Annotated in this window: 13 protein-coding genes and 1 pseudogene; 3 read left to right on the top strand and 11 right to left on the bottom strand. The window is 64.1% G+C overall.

The annotated features are described in order from the left end of the window. Positions 1-44: 44 nt before the first annotated feature. The 7 genes from uvrC to C2U37_RS22945 form a co-directional block, all read right to left on the bottom strand. Positions 45-1,898, bottom strand: coding sequence for an excinuclease ABC subunit UvrC (gene uvrC / locus C2U37_RS22915; protein WP_104453121.1), 1,854 nt, complete (start codon positions 1,896-1,898; stop codon positions 45-47). A 110-nt stretch (positions 1,899-2,008) separates the two neighbouring features. Then, a complete protein-coding gene (uvrY, locus tag C2U37_RS22920; protein WP_010675231.1) occupies positions 2,009-2,653 on the bottom strand; it encodes a UvrY/SirA/GacA family response regulator transcription factor in 645 nt (214 codons plus the stop codon). Positions 2,654-2,864: 211 nt separating this feature from the next. Continuing rightward, positions 2,865-3,644: a 3-deoxy-manno-octulosonate cytidylyltransferase gene (gene kdsB, locus C2U37_RS22925; RefSeq protein WP_049636856.1), complete on the bottom strand. Its 780-nt coding sequence runs from the start codon at positions 3,642-3,644 to the stop codon at positions 2,865-2,867. Next, positions 3,641-3,838 carry a Trm112 family protein gene (locus tag C2U37_RS22930; protein WP_010675233.1) on the bottom strand — a complete coding sequence of 66 codons (198 nt, stop codon included), beginning with the start codon at positions 3,836-3,838 and terminating at the stop codon, positions 3,641-3,643. The genes kdsB and C2U37_RS22930 overlap by 4 nt, the downstream gene beginning before the upstream one ends. A 111-nt stretch (positions 3,839-3,949) precedes the next feature. Then, entirely contained in the window at positions 3,950-4,948 is a 999-nt protein-coding gene (gene lpxK, locus C2U37_RS22935) for a tetraacyldisaccharide 4'-kinase (RefSeq protein WP_104453122.1), read from the bottom strand. After that, positions 4,948-6,717, bottom strand: coding sequence for a lipid A ABC transporter ATP-binding protein/permease MsbA (gene msbA / locus C2U37_RS22940; protein ID WP_042014329.1), 1,770 nt, complete (start codon positions 6,715-6,717; stop codon positions 4,948-4,950). The genes lpxK and msbA overlap by 1 nt, the downstream gene beginning before the upstream one ends. Positions 6,718-6,851: 134 nt before the next feature. After that, a complete protein-coding gene (locus tag C2U37_RS22945) occupies positions 6,852-8,993 on the bottom strand; it encodes a DNA internalization-related competence protein ComEC/Rec2 (RefSeq protein WP_233768440.1) in 2,142 nt (713 codons plus the stop codon). Between the two features lie 115 nt (positions 8,994-9,108). On the opposite strand from C2U37_RS22945, the gene C2U37_RS22950 reads away from it, so the two are divergent. From C2U37_RS22950 to C2U37_RS22960, 3 genes are all read left to right on the top strand, one after another. Beyond that, positions 9,109-9,627 carry a DUF2062 domain-containing protein gene (locus C2U37_RS22950; RefSeq protein WP_039040274.1) on the top strand — a complete coding sequence of 173 codons (519 nt, stop codon included), beginning with the start codon at positions 9,109-9,111 and terminating at the stop codon, positions 9,625-9,627. Continuing rightward, positions 9,621-10,115, top strand: coding sequence for a DUF2062 domain-containing protein (locus C2U37_RS22955; protein WP_104453124.1), 495 nt, complete (start codon positions 9,621-9,623; stop codon positions 10,113-10,115). The genes C2U37_RS22950 and C2U37_RS22955 overlap by 7 nt, the downstream gene beginning before the upstream one ends. A 115-nt stretch (positions 10,116-10,230) precedes the next feature. After that, positions 10,231-11,736, top strand: coding sequence for a helicase HerA-like domain-containing protein (locus tag C2U37_RS22960; protein WP_104453125.1), 1,506 nt, complete (start codon positions 10,231-10,233; stop codon positions 11,734-11,736). A gap of 79 nt (positions 11,737-11,815) precedes the next feature. Here C2U37_RS22960 and C2U37_RS22965 read toward each other — a convergent pair whose 3' ends face one another. The 4 genes and pseudogenes from C2U37_RS22965 to C2U37_RS22980 form a co-directional block, all read right to left on the bottom strand. After that, complete coding sequence (locus C2U37_RS22965) at positions 11,816-13,006, bottom strand: amino acid aminotransferase (RefSeq protein WP_010675240.1); 1,191 nt, start codon at positions 13,004-13,006, stop codon at positions 11,816-11,818. A 135-nt stretch (positions 13,007-13,141) separates the two neighbouring features. After that, positions 13,142-14,083 carry a hypothetical protein gene (locus C2U37_RS22970; protein WP_199770491.1) on the bottom strand — a complete coding sequence of 314 codons (942 nt, stop codon included), beginning with the start codon at positions 14,081-14,083 and terminating at the stop codon, positions 13,142-13,144. 195 nt (positions 14,084-14,278) lie between these two features. Continuing rightward, positions 14,279-14,632, bottom strand: a pseudogene (locus tag C2U37_RS22975) (porin); the annotation flags it as partial. A gap of 15 nt (positions 14,633-14,647) precedes the next feature. Then, complete coding sequence (locus C2U37_RS22980; RefSeq protein WP_010676218.1) at positions 14,648-15,976, bottom strand: IS4 family transposase; 1,329 nt, start codon at positions 15,974-15,976, stop codon at positions 14,648-14,650. Between the last annotated feature and the right edge of the window lie 84 nt (positions 15,977-16,060).

Consider the following 16,060-nt stretch of genomic DNA (forward strand, 5'->3'; position numbering starts at 1 on the left):
CCCTGATGCCCCCTGGCGTGACCTCCTTCACACCAAAGGCAGCGCTAGAGCGAGTGCAATGCGTCGTGGATGGACTGGGCCAGCTCCTGGCTGATGCCGGGCACCTTGGCGAGCTCGTCCACCCCGGCTTTTTTCACCTCCTGCAAACCCCCCAGGTATTTGAGCAGCGCCTGCCGCCGTTTCGGCCCCACCCCGGGAATCTCTTCCAGGGTACTGGTGGTGCGGGCCTTTGCCCGCCTGGCCCGGTGGCCCGTGATGGCAAAGCGATGGGATTCATCGCGAATGTGCTGGATGAGGTGCAAAGCGGGCATGTCTGCCGGCAGGTGCAGCTCTTCGTGGCTGTCCCCCAGGATCAGGGTCTCCAACCCCGCCTTGCGGGTCACCCCCTTGGCGATGCCCACCAGCAGCGGGTATTTGCCGCCGAGAAACTCCAACTGGCGCGCCAGGATCTCCTCCGCGCGGCGCAACTGGCCGAGACCGCCGTCGATGAACAGCACATCCGGCACCTTGTCCGGCTCCTGCTGCTTGCCAAAGCGGCGCTCCAGCGCCTGCTCCATGGCGGCGTAGTCATCCCCGCCGGTGATACCGTCGATGTTGAAGCGGCGGTATTCCGAGGAGAGCGGCCCCTCCCGGTTGAACACCACGCAGGAGGCCACGGTGCGCTCCCCCATGGTGTGGGAGATATCGAAACACTCCATGCGGGCGATGGGGGTCTCGAGCTCCAGCAGCTCCTCCAGCTGATCGTAACGGGCGCTGATGGTGCTCTTGTGGGCGAGGCGCGAGCGCAGCGCAGTCTGGGCGTTGATGGAGGCAAGCTTGATGAAGCGGGCCCGTTCGCTGCGCGTCCGGCTCACCACCCGCACCTTGTAGCCGGCGGTCTGGCTCAGGGTGTCGGCGATGACGCTCTCATCCTCCAGCGCCACGTCCAGCAGCACCTCGCTCGGGATCTGCCGTCCCCCCTGCCCCGACAGATAGAACTGCAGCAGGAAGGATTGCACCACCTCGTCAAGCGGGGTATCGGCCGGCACTTTCGGGAAGTAGCTGCGCGATCCCAGCACCTTGCCCTGGCGGATGAAGAGCACGTGGATGCAGGCGGTCCCCTGCTCGAAGGCCACCCCCACCACGTCGAGCTCGTCCAGCACGTTGCCGCTCACCGACTGCTGCTCGGTGACCCGGCGCAGGGCCTGGATCTGATCCCGGTAGCGGGCCGCCTCCTCGAAGCGCAGATCGCCGCTGGCGGACTCCATCTTGCCCACCAGCTCGCCGATCACCTGCTGGTTCTTGCCCGCGAGGAACAGCTTGGCCAGCGCCACCTGCTGAGCATACTCGGCCTCGCTCACCAGCCCCGCCACGCAGGGGCCGGCGCAGCGCTTGAGCTGGTAGAGCAAGCAGGGGCGGGTACGGTTGGCATAGACGGCATCCTCGCACTGGCGCACCGGGAAGATCTTCTGCATCAGGTGCAGGCTCTCGCGTACCGCGCCACCGGAGGGGTAAGGGCCGAAATACTCCCCCTTCACCTTGCGGGCGCCGCGATGGACGCCGATGCGCGGGTGCCGATGGTCGGTGATGATGATCCAGGGGTAGGACTTGTCATCCCGCAGCAGCACGTTGTAGCGGGGCTGGTACTGCTTGATGAGGTTGTGCTCGAGGATCAGCGCCTCGGTCTCGGTGTGAGTGACCGTTACCTGCACATCGGCAATCTGGCGCACCAGGGTGCGGGTCTTGATGCTGTCGACATTGGCTCGAAAGTAGGAGGCGAGCCGTTTCTTGAGATCCTTGGCCTTGCCCACGTAGATGACGGTGCCGCCGCTGTCGTACATGCGGTAGACACCACTCTGGTGGGTGACGGCGCTCAGAAACGCCTTGCTGTCAAAATGGGGCTCGGGAGAGAGGGTCATCGGCAACTCGACTCAACGGATGAATGCAAAAAGACGGGGAGAGCATACTGCCCACAGCCAGAAAAAAGCAAAAGGCGGCCGGTGCCGCCTTTGGTGTCCACATGCCCCCGTTACAGGGTATCGGCATCCAGCATGCCATAACGAATGGCCAGATGGGTCAGCTCCACGTCGCCGTTGATCCCCAGCTTGCTGAACAGGCGGTAGCGGTAGCTGTTGACCGTCTTCGGGCTCAGGTTGAGCTGCTCGGAGATGTCGGTCACCTTCTGCCCCTTGGTGATCATCATCATGATCTGCAGCTCCCGCTCGGAGAGGGACTTGAAGGGGTTCTCGTCGGCGGAGGCGAACTGGCTCAGGGCCATCTGCTGGGCGATCTCCGGGGAGATGTAGCGCTGACCGGAGTGAACCAGGCGAATGGCGTGGATCATCTCGTCCGGCGCGGCCCCCTTGGTGAGGTACCCGGCGGCGCCCGCCTGCATCACCTTGGTAGGGAACGGATTTTCTGAATGAATGGTCAGCACTATGATGCGTACATCGGGGCGGATCCGCAGGATCTTGCGGGTCGCTTCCAGACCGCCGATGCCCGGCATGTTCATGTCCATCAGGATCACATCGGGGTGATGTTGCCGACAGAAGGCCACCGCGGTTTCCCCGCTCTGCGCCTCGCCCACCACCTTGATCCCGCGGACGTCTTCCAAAATGCGTCTTATCCCTGTACGCACCAACTCATGATCATCGACCAGGAATACATTAATCACCCAAACACCCCGTTTTTTTATCTCGTTATATGCCAGTTAGGGTTAACACGGCGTCTTGCATCATAACCAAACTCGATGATTTGGCAAACCATGGGCGGGAAAAGTTTGAAATTGCTCGTAAAATCCGTTTTAAATCAAATTATTATACAAAGAATCAATTAAAAAACGGCGCCCTGGGGCGCCGTATTGCATCAAAGCCGTTCCGCCAGTCTCAACCGGCCAGCAGCGCACGTACCTTGTCGAGATCGGCCTGGGTGTCCACCCCCACCGGCGGGGCTTGCAGCGCCTGGGCCACGTGGATCTTCTCCCCGTACCAGAGCACCCGCAGCTGCTCCAGGGCTTCGACCTGCTCGAGCACGCTCGGTGCCCAGTCCACGTAACGCTGGATGAAGCCGGCGCGATAGGCGTAGATGCCGATGTGGCGTTGGTAGTGATCGCCAATCTGCTCGCGGCTCCCCGCAACGCGATCGCTGGCCGCAAAGCGGTCCCGATCCCAGGGGATGCTGGCGCGACTGAAATAGAGGGCATACCCCTCCCGGTCGGTCACCACCTTGACGGCATTGGGATTGAACGCCTCTTCGGCATCCCTGATCGGCACCGACAGCGTCGCCATGGGCGCGCTGGCCGCGGCCAGGTTGTCCGCCACCTGGCGGATGATGACGGGGGGAATGAGGGGCTCGTCCCCCTGCACGTTGACGATGATGGTATCGGCGGCAAAGCCGTAGTGACGGCACACCTCGGCCAGACGCTCGGTGCCGGACTGGTGATCCGGTGAGGTCATGCACACCTCGAACCCGGCAGCGGCGGCAAAGGGAGCCAGAGCCTGCTGCACCCGCTCGTCATCGGTGGCGACGATCACCCGATCGGCGCCCGATTGCAGGGCCTTCTCCACCACGTGCTGCACCATGGGCTTGCCGTGAATGTCGGCCAGCGGCTTGCCCGGCAGCCGGGTGGAGGCGTAACGGGCAGGAATGACGACGACGAAACTCATGGCTTCAGCTCTTCCAGCGCCAGGTGACGGGCCCGGTTCTCCAGCAGCACCGGGATCCCCTCCTCCAGGGGATAGGCCAGTCTGTCGAAGCGGCAGATGAGCTCCTGAGGGCCCTCAGCGTGCGCTTGATAGTGCAGTTTCCCCTTGCAGACCGGGCAGGCGATGATGTCGAGCAGTTTAATATCCAGTGCCACAACGAAACTCCTTTAACGATTTCCCACAGGCGATCTTGCCTGGCATGTCAATGTGCAGGGCCAGCCCCCGAGTCCGGGCGCTGGCCGTCTGTTCCAATCCGGTGGCGCCCGTCAGGGCGCCTGGTGCCCGTTCCTTCTTCCGGGCTGCGGGCCCAGGGTGCGCAGCAGCGCCTCTCCCAGGGCATCGGGCAGCTCGGCGCTGACCGGCAGATACCACCAGTTGTCCGGGGCGAAGGGGCGGCACTTGACCGCATCCTTCTCGGTCATCAGCAAGGGGCGCTGGCCGAAGCGGGCCAGCAGCTCGGCGGCGTCGAACGCCTGGTGATCCCCGTAGCCGACGCTCTGCACCAGCTCGTAACCAAGGGCGGTCAGGGTGGCGAAGAAACGGGGGGGATGGCCGATGCCTGCCAGGGCATCCACCGGCCCCGAGAAAGGGGCCGTGAGAGGCGCATCGTCGCACACCCGGCGCAGGGTATCCGGCACCAGGCGCATGGCGTACTCGCCACGGGCGGGTTCGCCGCCGTTGCAGATGATGGCGTCCACCCGCTTGAGGCGGGTCGTGGGCTCGCGCAGCGGCCCCATGGGCAGCAGACAGCCATTGCCAAAGCGGCGCGCCCCGTCCACCACCACCAGTTCGATGTCACGGGCCAGGGCATAGTGCTGCAGGCCGTCGTCGGTCACGATGATGTCCACCTCACCGCTTTGCTCCAGCAACCGCACAGCATCAGCCCGTCTGGGGGCCACCGCCACGGGGCAGCCGCAGCGCCTTGCGATGAGCACGGGCTCATCCCCGGCCTCGGCCGGGGTGCTGCTCTCATCCAGTCGATAGGGGTAATGGGGCGCCTTGCCGCCATAGCCGCGGCTGACCACGCCCGGGCGCCAGCCCCGGGCCTGGAGTTGTTCCACCAGCCAGACCACCACCGGGGTCTTGCCGTTGCCCCCCACCGAGAGATTGCCCACCACCACCACCGGCAGGGTGGCCCGATAGGCGCTGAACCAGCCTCGGCGATACCCCAGACGGCGGACGCCGCTAATCAGGGCAAACAGCAGGGCGAAGGGGGCCAGCCCCCAGCGCCAGAGGCTGTTCCCGTACCAGAGTCTGGCCAGCATCAGCCCTTGTTACCCGTGGCTGTATTACCAAACTGAATGGCCCGCAGCTGGGCATAAGTACCATGCATGTCCATCAGGGTTTGGTGGTTGCCGCGCTCGACGATGTGTCCCTCGTCGATCACCAGGATCTCGTCCGCCTTCTCGATGGTGGAGAGACGGTGGGCGATCACGAGGGAAGTGCGCGCCTTGCACAGCTCGTCGATGGCCGCCTGGATGTGGCGCTCGGACTCGGTGTCCAGGGCCGAGGTGGCCTCGTCCAGCAGCAGCACCGGGGAGTCCCGCAGCAGGGCGCGGGCGATGGCGATGCGCTGGCGCTGGCCGCCGGAGAGGGAGGCGCCGTTCTCGCCGATGACGGTGTCATAGCCTTCCGGCATCTTGCTGACGAAGTCGTCCGCATGGGCGATGCGGGCCGCCTGCTGGATCTCGTCGCGGCTGTACTTCTCTTCCGCCGCGTAGGCGATGTTGTTGGCCACGGAGTCGTTGAAGAGGTGCACGTGCTGGGAGACGAGGGCGTACTGCTTGCGCAGCTCGCTCAGGCGGTATTCGCGGATGTTGACGCCATCCAGCAGAATTTCCCCCTCTTCGATGTCATAGAAGCGGGTCAGGAGGCTCGCGATGGTGCTCTTGCCGGAGCCGGAACGACCCACCAGGGCCACCGATTTGCCCGCCTCCACCTTGAAGCTGATGTTGCGCAGCGCCGGTGTCTCCTTGGTCGGGTAGGTGAAGGTGACGTTGCGAAACTCGATTTCACCTCGGGCACGTTCCAGGGTGCGGGTGCCGGTGTCCTGCTCCGGGGTGGAGTCCAGCAGACCGAACAGGCTCTGGCAGGCGGTGATGCCGCGCTGGAACTGGTTGTTCACGTCGGTCAGGCTTTTCAGCGGCTTGAGCAGCATCATCATGGAAGTGACCATGACGGTGAAGGTGCCCGCGGTCAGGGTCGCCTTGACGCTGTCGATGGTGGCGACATAGAGGAAGACCGCAAGGGCCACGGAGGCCACCATCTGGACGATGGGGCTGCCGATGGCGTCGGCGGCGACCATCTTCATGGTCTGCTGGCGCATCCGGTTGCTCACCTGGTAGAAGCGCTTGTCCTCCACCTCCTGGCCCCCAAACATCAGCACCTCTTTGTGCCCCTTGAGCATCTGCTCGGTGGAGGTGGTGATGTCACCCACCGCCTGCTGGATGTGGCGGCTTATCTTGCGAAAACGTCGGCTGATGATGCTGATGAGGATCCCGACCAGGGGCCCCACCACCAGGAAGATCACCGACAACTGCCAGGAGTGCCAGAACATCAGGCCCAGCAGGCCGATGACGGTGGCCCCTTCCCGCACCAGGGAGACCAGGGTCGAGCTCGCGGCGGACGACACCTGACCGGCGTCATAGGTCACCTTGGAGAGCAGGTTGCCGGTGTTCTGGCGGTCGAAGAAGCTCATGGGCATGGCCATCAGGTGGCTGAACACCTGCTGCTGCAGGCGCATCACCACGTGGTTGCCGACCCAGGCCATGCAGTAGTTGGAGAGGAAGGCGGCGCAGCCGCGCAGAGCCACGATGCCGAGGACGAAGAAGGGCATCCACTTGAGCACGCTGCTGTCGTTGCCGTTGAGCCCCTGGTCGATGAGCGGTTTGATGGAGTAGACGAAAGTGGTATCCACGGCCGCGTAACCCAGCATGCCAATGATGCCGCCCACCAGACCCAGCTTGCGATCCCGGACATAACCGAGCAGGCGCTTGAAGACGGTCCAGCTCTCTTGTGAGGTTTCTTGTTGCATGAATAGCCGTTAATAAGGGAAATGACGGGCTATTCTAGCCAAACCTTGGAGCTACACCAAGCGCCGCTGGCGCGATGGCTACAACCCGGGTCACAAATGAAGGCCGCCCCTTGCCGGGCTGGCTCACCGGCTCCTCACTCCCTTTCCCATACCTGCGGCTGCCACCAGGGGCCGCCACGCCTGTACCAGGGCCCCTGCTCCCGCTCGGCCCGGATCCTGAGCCCCGCGCCCCCCGGCTCGATCAGGATGGCGCCATCCTGCCCCGTGACCCACTGCCGCGCCCCCTGGTATCGCGCCACCACCTCGGGGCGGGGAAAGCCCCACTGGTTCATGAAGCCTGCGCTGTGCACCACGAAGGCAGGTTTCACCGCAGCCACGAAGGGGGCCGTGGAGGAGGTGCGACTGCCATGATGCGGGCTCACCAGCAGGGTGCTGGCCAGCCCCGCGCCCTCCACCTCCTCCAGCGCCAGTGCCAGCAGGCGGCGCTCCGCCTGCTGCTCGATGTCGCCGCTCAGCAGCAACCGATGACGCCCGTCATCCAGCTGCACCACGCAACTGTCGTTGTTGCGCCCCGCCCCGGCTGCCAGGGGCCAGAGCACCCGCACATCCAGTCCCTGCCAATGCCACTGCTGACCTCGGCGGCAGGCCTGGGTAGCCGGTGCAAAGGGGAAGGAGGAGAGCTCCCGGCGCACCGCCATACTCTGCAGCAGAGCCTGCCGGTTGCCCGCGTGATCCCTGTCTCTGTGGCTGATGATCAGGGTGTCGATCACCCGGATGCCGAGCCGGTTGAGCAGGGGCAGGATGGCTGCATCCGCCATGTTGTAGCCCCCGGGGTAGCGATCCCCGGTATCAAACAGGATGGCCCGATCCCCCCGGGTGACGAGCACCGAGAGCCCCTGCCCCACGTCCAGCACCCGCACCTGCCAGGAAGCGGGAGCAGGCCAGAGGGCGAGCAGCAGGGCCGCCGCCACCGGCCCCCCCAGGGCGCGCCCTCCCGGCAGATGCCATCCCGTCCACAGCAGGATCAGCAGGGCGCTGGCGGGCATCAGCCAGCCGGGCACCGGCCACCAGAGCTGCAGGCAATCCGCCAGCTGCGTGAGCCCCCACAGCACCCACTCCAGGCCGAAGGCGGAGACCCAGAGCAGGCCGTGGGCCAGCAACGTGGAGAGGGGCGCCACCAGTACGCCGATAAGCGCCAGGGGAATGATGACAAGGCAGAACAGCGGCAGTGCCAGCAGATTGAGCAGAAACGCCAGGGGCGCCATCCCCTCGAACAGCAGCAGTTGCAGGGGCAGCAATCCGAGCAGCAGCAGAAGTTGCAGCCGCACCAGGCCGGGGCGATCGTGCAGCAGGCTCGCCAGCAACAGCAGGGCCACCGCCAGAAAAGAGAGCCAGAACCCTGCAGAATAGAGGGCGAAAGGGTCCCACAATGTCAGCACCACAAAGGCCCACAGCCAGATCCGGTGGCTCGGCCAGTCCCGCTTTAGCCAGCGCAGCAGGCTCCACACCAGCACCATGATGAGGGCACGCTCGGTGGCCACCGCAAACCCCGCCAGCCAGCTGTAGGTGGCCGCGAACAGGAGTGACACGCAGATAGCCCCGCGCAGCCCGAACAGCCGCCCGAGCCACCAGCCGAGCACCGCTACCAGAGCGATATGCTGGCCCGAGATGGCGATGATGTGGGTCAGGCCGCTGCCGCGAAAGAGTTCCCACTGGGCATCCGTGATCCCCCCCTGTTCCCCGAAGGTGAGGGCCGCCAGCAGGGGGGCCTGCGCCATCCCCTCCCAGGAGCGACTCGCCGCCGCCAGCCAGCGATCGCGCACACCCGGGGGCACGGCATCCAGGGCGATGACCCGGCGCAGGTTGCCGGTGGCGGTGATCCCCTTGCCAAGGAGCAGGCGCCGCCCATCCATCCCCGCTTCGTTGGCCAGGCCATGGGCCGGCTTGAGAGAGGTCACCAGGGTGACGCGGCTGCCGGCAGGCAACGGCGGCAACACCTGATAGGCATTGACCCGCACCAGGGGTGGCACGATGAGGGGGCGATCGTCCAGGGTGTCGAGGCGCAGCAGCAGGCGCGCAAATTTATCCCCCTCTTTCTCTCCCGAAGACTCCGCACTTTGCACGTGTGCGGTTATGATGTGGCTCGTTTTTTTGCCAAGCTGATCCAGCCAGGCAAGCCGGTAGTGCAAATTCACCTGCATCCAGAGGATGCCGAGCAGCAGAAACAGCAGCCGCCAGCAACGACCACCGGCGAGGGGGAGCGCGAGCAGCAGCATCAGGCCACCCCATTCCCATGAAGGCAGCCATGGCCACAGCAGTGAGGAGCTTGCCCCCAGGGCAAACGACAACAGACGCAGATCCATGGAGCAAGTATTTAGCAAGGTTCAGAACATGCCCAAACGAATCATACAGCGCTGGCTACCCGACCCGGCGACCCTCAAGGAACACAAACACTTGCGACTCTTTGGCAAGCTGCTGCTGGATGCCAATCTCTGGCATCTCAACCGGCGCTCCGCCGCCGGTGCCTGTGCGGTCGGCCTCTTCATGGCCTGGGTGCCCCTCCCCTGCCAGATGCTGCTGGCCGCTGGCGGCGCCATCGCCTGCCGGGTCAACCTGCCCCTCTCGGTGGCCCTGGTCTGGCTCTCCAACCCCCTGACCATGCCACCGCTGTTTTATGGCGCCTATCTGGTGGGCTGCCAGTTGCTGGGGCAACCCTCCCAGCACATCGAGATCACCTTCACCTGGGCCTGGCTGGTGTCGGTGTTCGAGACGGTGGCCCCGCCGCTCTTGCTGGGCTCCCTGGTGCTTGCTCTGCTGAGCGCCCTCGTCGGCTATCTCCTGGTTCGCGCGGGCTGGCGCCTGAGCACGGTGCGCCAGTGGCAAAAACGCAAGGTGGCGCGCCCATGCTGAATCGCTGGTTGGCCCGCTTCAAGATTGACCCCGATACCCTGCGCCAACAGAAGTGGTTCGCCCTCTTTGGCGAGCGACTGCTGACCCCCGCCCTCTGGCAAGGGGGAACGCGGGCCCTCTGTGGCGCCGTGGCGGCCGGGCTGTTCGCCAGCTGGATCCCCATGCCCATGCACTCCCTGGTGGCCGTCGCCTTGGTGCTGGCGTTCAGCTTCAACCTGCCGCTGGCCCTCTTGGCGGTCTGGTTCAACAACCCGCTGACGCTCCCCTTCATGTACCTCTACGCCTATCGTACCGGTTGCCTGGTGCTGAACGAGACGCCAGCCCCCTTCCATCTCACCTGGTCCCTGCACTGGCTGGAGCAGGAGGCAGCCACCCTGGTGCCCCCCTTCCTGCTCGGCAGCCTGCTGCTGGCGGTGCTGAGCGCCACCGCCGGCGCCTTGCTCACCCTGCTGCTGTTACAACTGGGCAAGCTGACCCGCCCCCGCTAGGTTGCCAGCACGCCGTCCTTGTCTCGGGTGGCGTGCCTTGCCATCGTCTGCCTCTGCCACCACACTCCTTGTAACCCGTTGTTTTTCGACCCCCATTCGAAACAAGGAGCCCACCATGGCCGAACCGCTCACGCTGGCCCATGCCAATGGCCACCCCCTCTCCCTGCTACCCGCCATGGCCAATCGCCACGGCCTCATCACCGGGGCCACCGGCACCGGCAAGACAGTCACCCTGCAGGTGCTGGCGGAGGGGTTTTCCCGCCTCGGCGTGCCGGTCTTTCTGGCCGACGTGAAGGGGGATCTGAGCGGCCTGGGCGCCGCCGGTACCCCCTCTGCCAAGCTGGATGCCCGTCTGGCCCAGCTCGGCCTTCAGGCACCCGACTTTGCTGCCAGCCCCACCCTGTTCTGGGATCTCTTTGCCGAAGAGGGCCACCCGGTGCGGGCCACCGTCTCCGACATGGGGCCTCTGCTGCTTGCACGCCTGCTCGGCCTCAACGACACCCAGAGCGGGGTGCTGGAGCTGGTGTTCAAGGTGGCGGACGACGAGGGGTTGCTGCTGCTCGATCTGAAAGACCTGCGGGCCATGGTGCAGTTTGCGGGGGAGCACGCCAAGACCCTCACCACCCGCTACGGCAATGTGTCGACCGCCTCCATCGGCGCCATCCTGCGCAACCTCCTCACCCTGAAGAGCGCGGGCGGCGATCACTTCTTCGGCGAGCCCATGCTGGACATCCAGGATCTGATGCAGACCGACGAGGCGGGCCACGGCCATATCAATGTGCTGGCCGCCGGCAAGCTCACCCAGTCCAGCCGCCTCTATGCCTGCTTCCTGCTCTGGCTGCTCTCCGAGCTGTTCGAACAGTTGCCCGAGGTGGGGGATCCGGAAAAGCCCGTGCTGGTGTTCTTCTTCGACGAGGCTCACCTGCTGTTCAAGGATGCGCCCAGGGCACTGCTGGAGAAAATTGAGCTGGTGGTGCGCCTCATCCGCTCCAAGGGGGTGGGCGTCTATTTCGTGACCCAGAGCCCGGCCGATATCCCCGACAGCGTGCTGGGGCAGCTTGGCAACCGGGTGCAGCACGCCCTGCGCGCCTTCACCCCGAGCGATCAGAAGGCGGTACGCATCGCCGCCAACACCCTGCGGGCCAACCCGGCCTTCGACGCCGCCGGAGCCATCACTGAACTGGGGGTCGGGGAAGCGCTCATCTCCCTGCTCGACGAGAAGGGACGGCCCAGCGTGGTGGAGCGCGCCTTCATCGCGCCCCCGGCCAGCCGCATCGGCCCCCTGAGCGCGGCCGAGCGCCAGGCGCTTATTCAGGGCTCATTGCTCTACGGCAGATACGACACCCAGGAGGACAGGGAGTCCGCGTTCGAGCGGCTTCAGGAGGCATCGCCCGCCGCCGGTGACGAGACCGCTTCCCCACAGACCGACCAGGGCGGCGGTCTGCTGGATGCCTTGAATGGCATCCTGTTCGGTCGCACCGGCCCCCGTGGTGGCCAGCATGACGGGGTGGTGCAGACCGCCGCCAAGAGCGTGGCCCGCACCCTCGGCAACGAGGTGGGACGCCAGCTGATGCGCGGGGTGCTCGGCTCCCTGCTGGGGAGCAGCAAGCGGCGCCGCTGATGCCGGAAAATGAAAAAGCCCGCCGACACGGCGGGCTTTTTATGGCTGAAGCAAGGCGCTTGGCGCAGATGCTTCTCTCTTACAACACCTTGGCGATGGCGTCGCAGAGGGGATCAATGTTGGCGCGGGTGATGCCTGCCACGCTGATCCGGCCGGAGCCGACGATGTAGATGGCGAATTCGCTCTTGAGGCGCTCCACCTGATCCTTGGAGAGACCGGAGAAGGAGAACATGCCGTTCTGTTCGCGGATGAAACTGAAATCCTGGTTCACCCCCCGCTCGGCCAGCTTCTCCACCAGCAGCTCACGCATCTCGCGAATGCGCACCCGCATGGCGGCCACTTCTTCCACCCACTCCGCATAGAGGGCCGGGTCGCTCACCACGGTGGTGACAACGGCGGCGCCGTGTGACGGCGGGTTGGAGTAGTTGGCACGAATGACGGTCTTCACCTGGGTGAAGGCGACGTCGGCCACCGCCTTGGTCGCGCAGACCAGGGTGAAGGCGCCGACCCGCTCGTTGTAGAGGCCGAAGTTCTTGGAGAAGGAGCTTGCCACCAGCAGCTCGTCGTGGCACTCGGCGAAGATGCGAAGGCCTTCGGCATCCTCTTCGATACCCCGGGCGAAGCCCTGATAGGCGAAGTCAAAGAGCGGCAGCCAGCCGGCGGCGGCACTCTGCCTGGCCAGGGCGCGCCACTGCTCGGTGGTGGGGTCGATACCGGTCGGGTTGTGGCAGCAGCCGTGCAGCAGCACCAGATCCCCCGCCTGCGCGTCAGACAGGGAGGCCTGCATGGCGGCGAAGTCGAGCCCCTTGGTGGCGGCGTCGTAGTACTTGTACCACTTGACGGTCAAACCGGCCGCCTGGAACACGCTGACGTGGTTCGCCCAGGTGGGATCGGAGATCCAGATGGTCTTGGCGAGATTGTTGCGTACCACGAACTCGGCGGCGATGCGCAGGGCACCGGTACCGCCCGGCGCCTGCGCCGTCTTGGCGCGGCCGCTGGTCACCAGGGCGGCATCACGGCCGAACAGCAGTTGCTGCACGATGCGGCCGTATTCGATATTGCCTTCGATACCGAGGTAGTTCTTGGTCTTCTCGTCGGTCAAGAGCTTCTGCTCGGCTTGCTTGACGCAGTGAAGGATAGGAGTGGCACCGGTCTCATCCTTGTAGATACCGACCCCCAGATTGATCTTGTGGCTGCGAGTGTCGGCACGGAAGGCTTCGGTCAGGCCCAGGATCGGATCCGCTGGGGCGGCAACAACCTTTTCAAACATGGTATTCCCTGTAGTCCGTTGAGTTCGTTGGCTGGCAAAGTAGGTTGGCAAACAAAAGCGCCCGTCCAGGGAGCGCTTCGTCAGCTCTTTATACCACTGCCTTCCATAGGGGAAAACCGCTTTCTCGGCGCCGCCTCAACCAATCCCGTGCCAATCCGGTGCCAGGGCACACACCTCGACCGACAGACCCCGATTCGACTCCACCAGATCATTGCACTGCGCCAGCAGCGCACGGGGGATACGGCTCGGCTCCCAGGGCCGGCCATCCCCCAGGGGAGCCCCGTAAGCCGCCTTGATGGGCACCAGATCCCGGGGCAGCCACCAGCTCGCCGGTCTCCCCAACCGCTGGGCCAATGCCAGTACCCTGTCGACCCCGGCCGGATCCAGGGCAGTGAGGTGGCTCCAGAGGGTCTGGGGCGGCAAGGCGGCGATCAGGGGCTCCAGCGTGCCGGGATCCTCGGCAGGATACCAGACCAGCAGGGCGTCGGCGGGCAGTGGCAACTCGGCGAAGGCGCCGACGGCATCGGTCGTGATCACCCGCTGTATCTCCCCCTCTCCCCAGAGGATCTTGCCAAGCTGCGCCAGGGTGCGGGCTGGCAGCGCCACCTCCCCCAGGGTCTGGAGCCAGGGGGCGGCATCCAGCAGGGTGCCGCCGCTGAGAAACAGGCTGAACGGCCGTGCGGCCCGCAGACGAAGGGGCAGATCAGTGCAAAGCCGGATCCCCTTGTCTTCGAAGTCAATCTGCTCGATGGGGCTGAAATGACCCTCCCCCTTGCGATACAGGGCCGCCAGCACCCGCTCGTTGACCCTCTCCCCCAGTTGCCAGCCGTGGGATTGCAGCCACTCCTCGGGTTCCGGCGGGGCACTGGCCATCTTCACCAGCATCAGCTCCCGGGTCAGATAGCGGTGCCCGGCAGGGGTGAGCTCATAGTGATGATTGCCAAGGGCCAGCAGCAACTGGTTGTCCCGAAGCATGCCGATGAGCGGCTGCCATTGACGACCGCGAACAGCCTGGGAGCCGCCGCTCAGCAACTGCTGTGCCAGCGCGCGCCACTCGGGGTGGGTGAAATCGATCAAAGGCATCCTTCCCTGTCGGCCAATCTGCTTCAACAAATTGAATAATCTAGCGATTTACCAGAGGAGAACCAAGGGGGCAAGGAAGACAACGTGATATGGCGCAGGGCCAGAGGACGAAAAGTGGTGAAGGGGCCAAAAAACAGAACGGCCAAGCGAGCTTGGCCGTTCATCAACTAAATCAGCGCAGAGGCTAGATTAGAAGTTGTATTGCAGGGCAACAGTGAACTCGTCGTCCTTGTCGTTGATACCCTGGATTTTGTACTCGGTGTACGCCTTGAACTTGGAAGTGAAGTTGTACTGCACGCCCAGCAGGGTTTCGTCGACGATGTCTTCGTAAGAAGAACCGGCGGAGTTGGACAGTACCTTGCCTTCGGCGAAGTTGTAACCGGCCAGGAAGGTCCAGGCGTCAACGTTGTAGGAAGCAGCCAGCTCGTAGCCACGGCCCTTGTCCTTGTTGTTGCCTTGGGTGGTGTTGTCGTAGCTCAGGTCACCCTGGGTGTACATACCGGCGAAGTAGAAACCGTTGATGGCGTAGTGTGCGCCCAGGGCCCTAATGCCAGTCAGTTAAGCCTGACTGGCATTGTTTTTACTAGGTTTTCTCGTCGCATACTTCTGTGGTTTGGCTTTGATGCACCTTGGGTAACTTCGTTCTCGGCGGGCGGGTAACTTGAACTGCTCTGCCTGTTTGTCCAACTCAGCGACACGCCCTGGAACCATGCCCGGTGACACAAACGGCAGGCAACTGAGTTCATGCAGCAGATACACCGATGCCATGTGAAAGCTCAACTGGCTGGCCGTATAGCCCTTTAAGCTCGCCGCCATCCTAACCATCTGATATCTCAGTAGGTTATAGGCCAATACCAAGCCCCATAGCTCCTGCCTTACTCCATCGGGTTTCTTGCTGCGCAGCGTCAGCCGGTGCTGTTGCAGGCTATGTTTCATCTCCCGATAGCCCAGCTCGATTTCCCAGCGATTCTGGTATAGCTCCATCAACTCGCTGGCCGGGAAGCGCAGCGGGTCGGTGAGCGAGGTCAGCACCTGCCGCTCCTTGCCGTTTACCGTCCGGGTCAGCAGCCGGGCTTCGAACTGCTCCGGCAACTCGCTCCACTTCTTCTTGGCCTGCGGACTGGCTCTGAGGCGTACCAGCACATCCTGCCGCCCCAGCTTGCGGATGACCTCGTATTGAGCCCCCTTTTTCAGCGGAATAAGCCAGTGACGCGCTACGCCCTGGCGTTGCCAGGCATGGAGTAACCCCAGTGAGTAGAAGCCCTTATCGAACAGGGTCAGGCTATTATCGGGTGTTTTTTCAATCAGTTGCTCTGCCAACACCATCTCGTTTACCGCACAGGAGTCCATCACTGTCTGGGTCAGCAGATGACTGGTCAGCTCCATCTGACACAACATGCGGACCTGGGGATATTGCGTCTCCCCCTGGACGGTTTTCGACTTGGCAAAGGCGCCGGCATTGTCCGGAGTATCGGGCGTGCGCCAGACCACCCCGTCCACGGCCAGCAGCTGCAAGCCGGCCCAGGTGGGGTGCTGACACAGCTGATGCCAGAGTGTGGCGGTCTGCTGGAACACCTGTCGAACGGCTTGGTCAGCCAGTTTTTGGCGCGCCTGGATGAAGGCGCTGGGGACGACAAACGGCCGGTCGCCGGGTAACAGGATATCGAGCTGGTTGGCCAGCTGGGCCATAGGGACATGACGAAACAAGGACATCCCGATAATGGCCCATAGCACCCGCTCCATGGGCATGCGCCGTCGGCGCAAGGAGACGGAGCCCGTCTCGGCCAAGCAAGCCTGCACCAGTTCAGGTGACAGCAGGTCAGACAGGGACTCAAACTTTCCGGGAGGACAGGCGTGAATGAAGTCGAGAGCTTGGTCGATACGCATAAAAAAATCCGAAACCCAACAAGGAGTTTCGGATTCTTACACAGCCTGAGGATCGGTCAATGGATCCTTAACTGATCGGCATTA

It is taken from the genome of Aeromonas sp. ASNIH1, assembly GCF_002934285.1.
GTDB classification, from domain to species: domain Bacteria; phylum Pseudomonadota; class Gammaproteobacteria; order Enterobacterales; family Aeromonadaceae; genus Aeromonas; species Aeromonas caviae.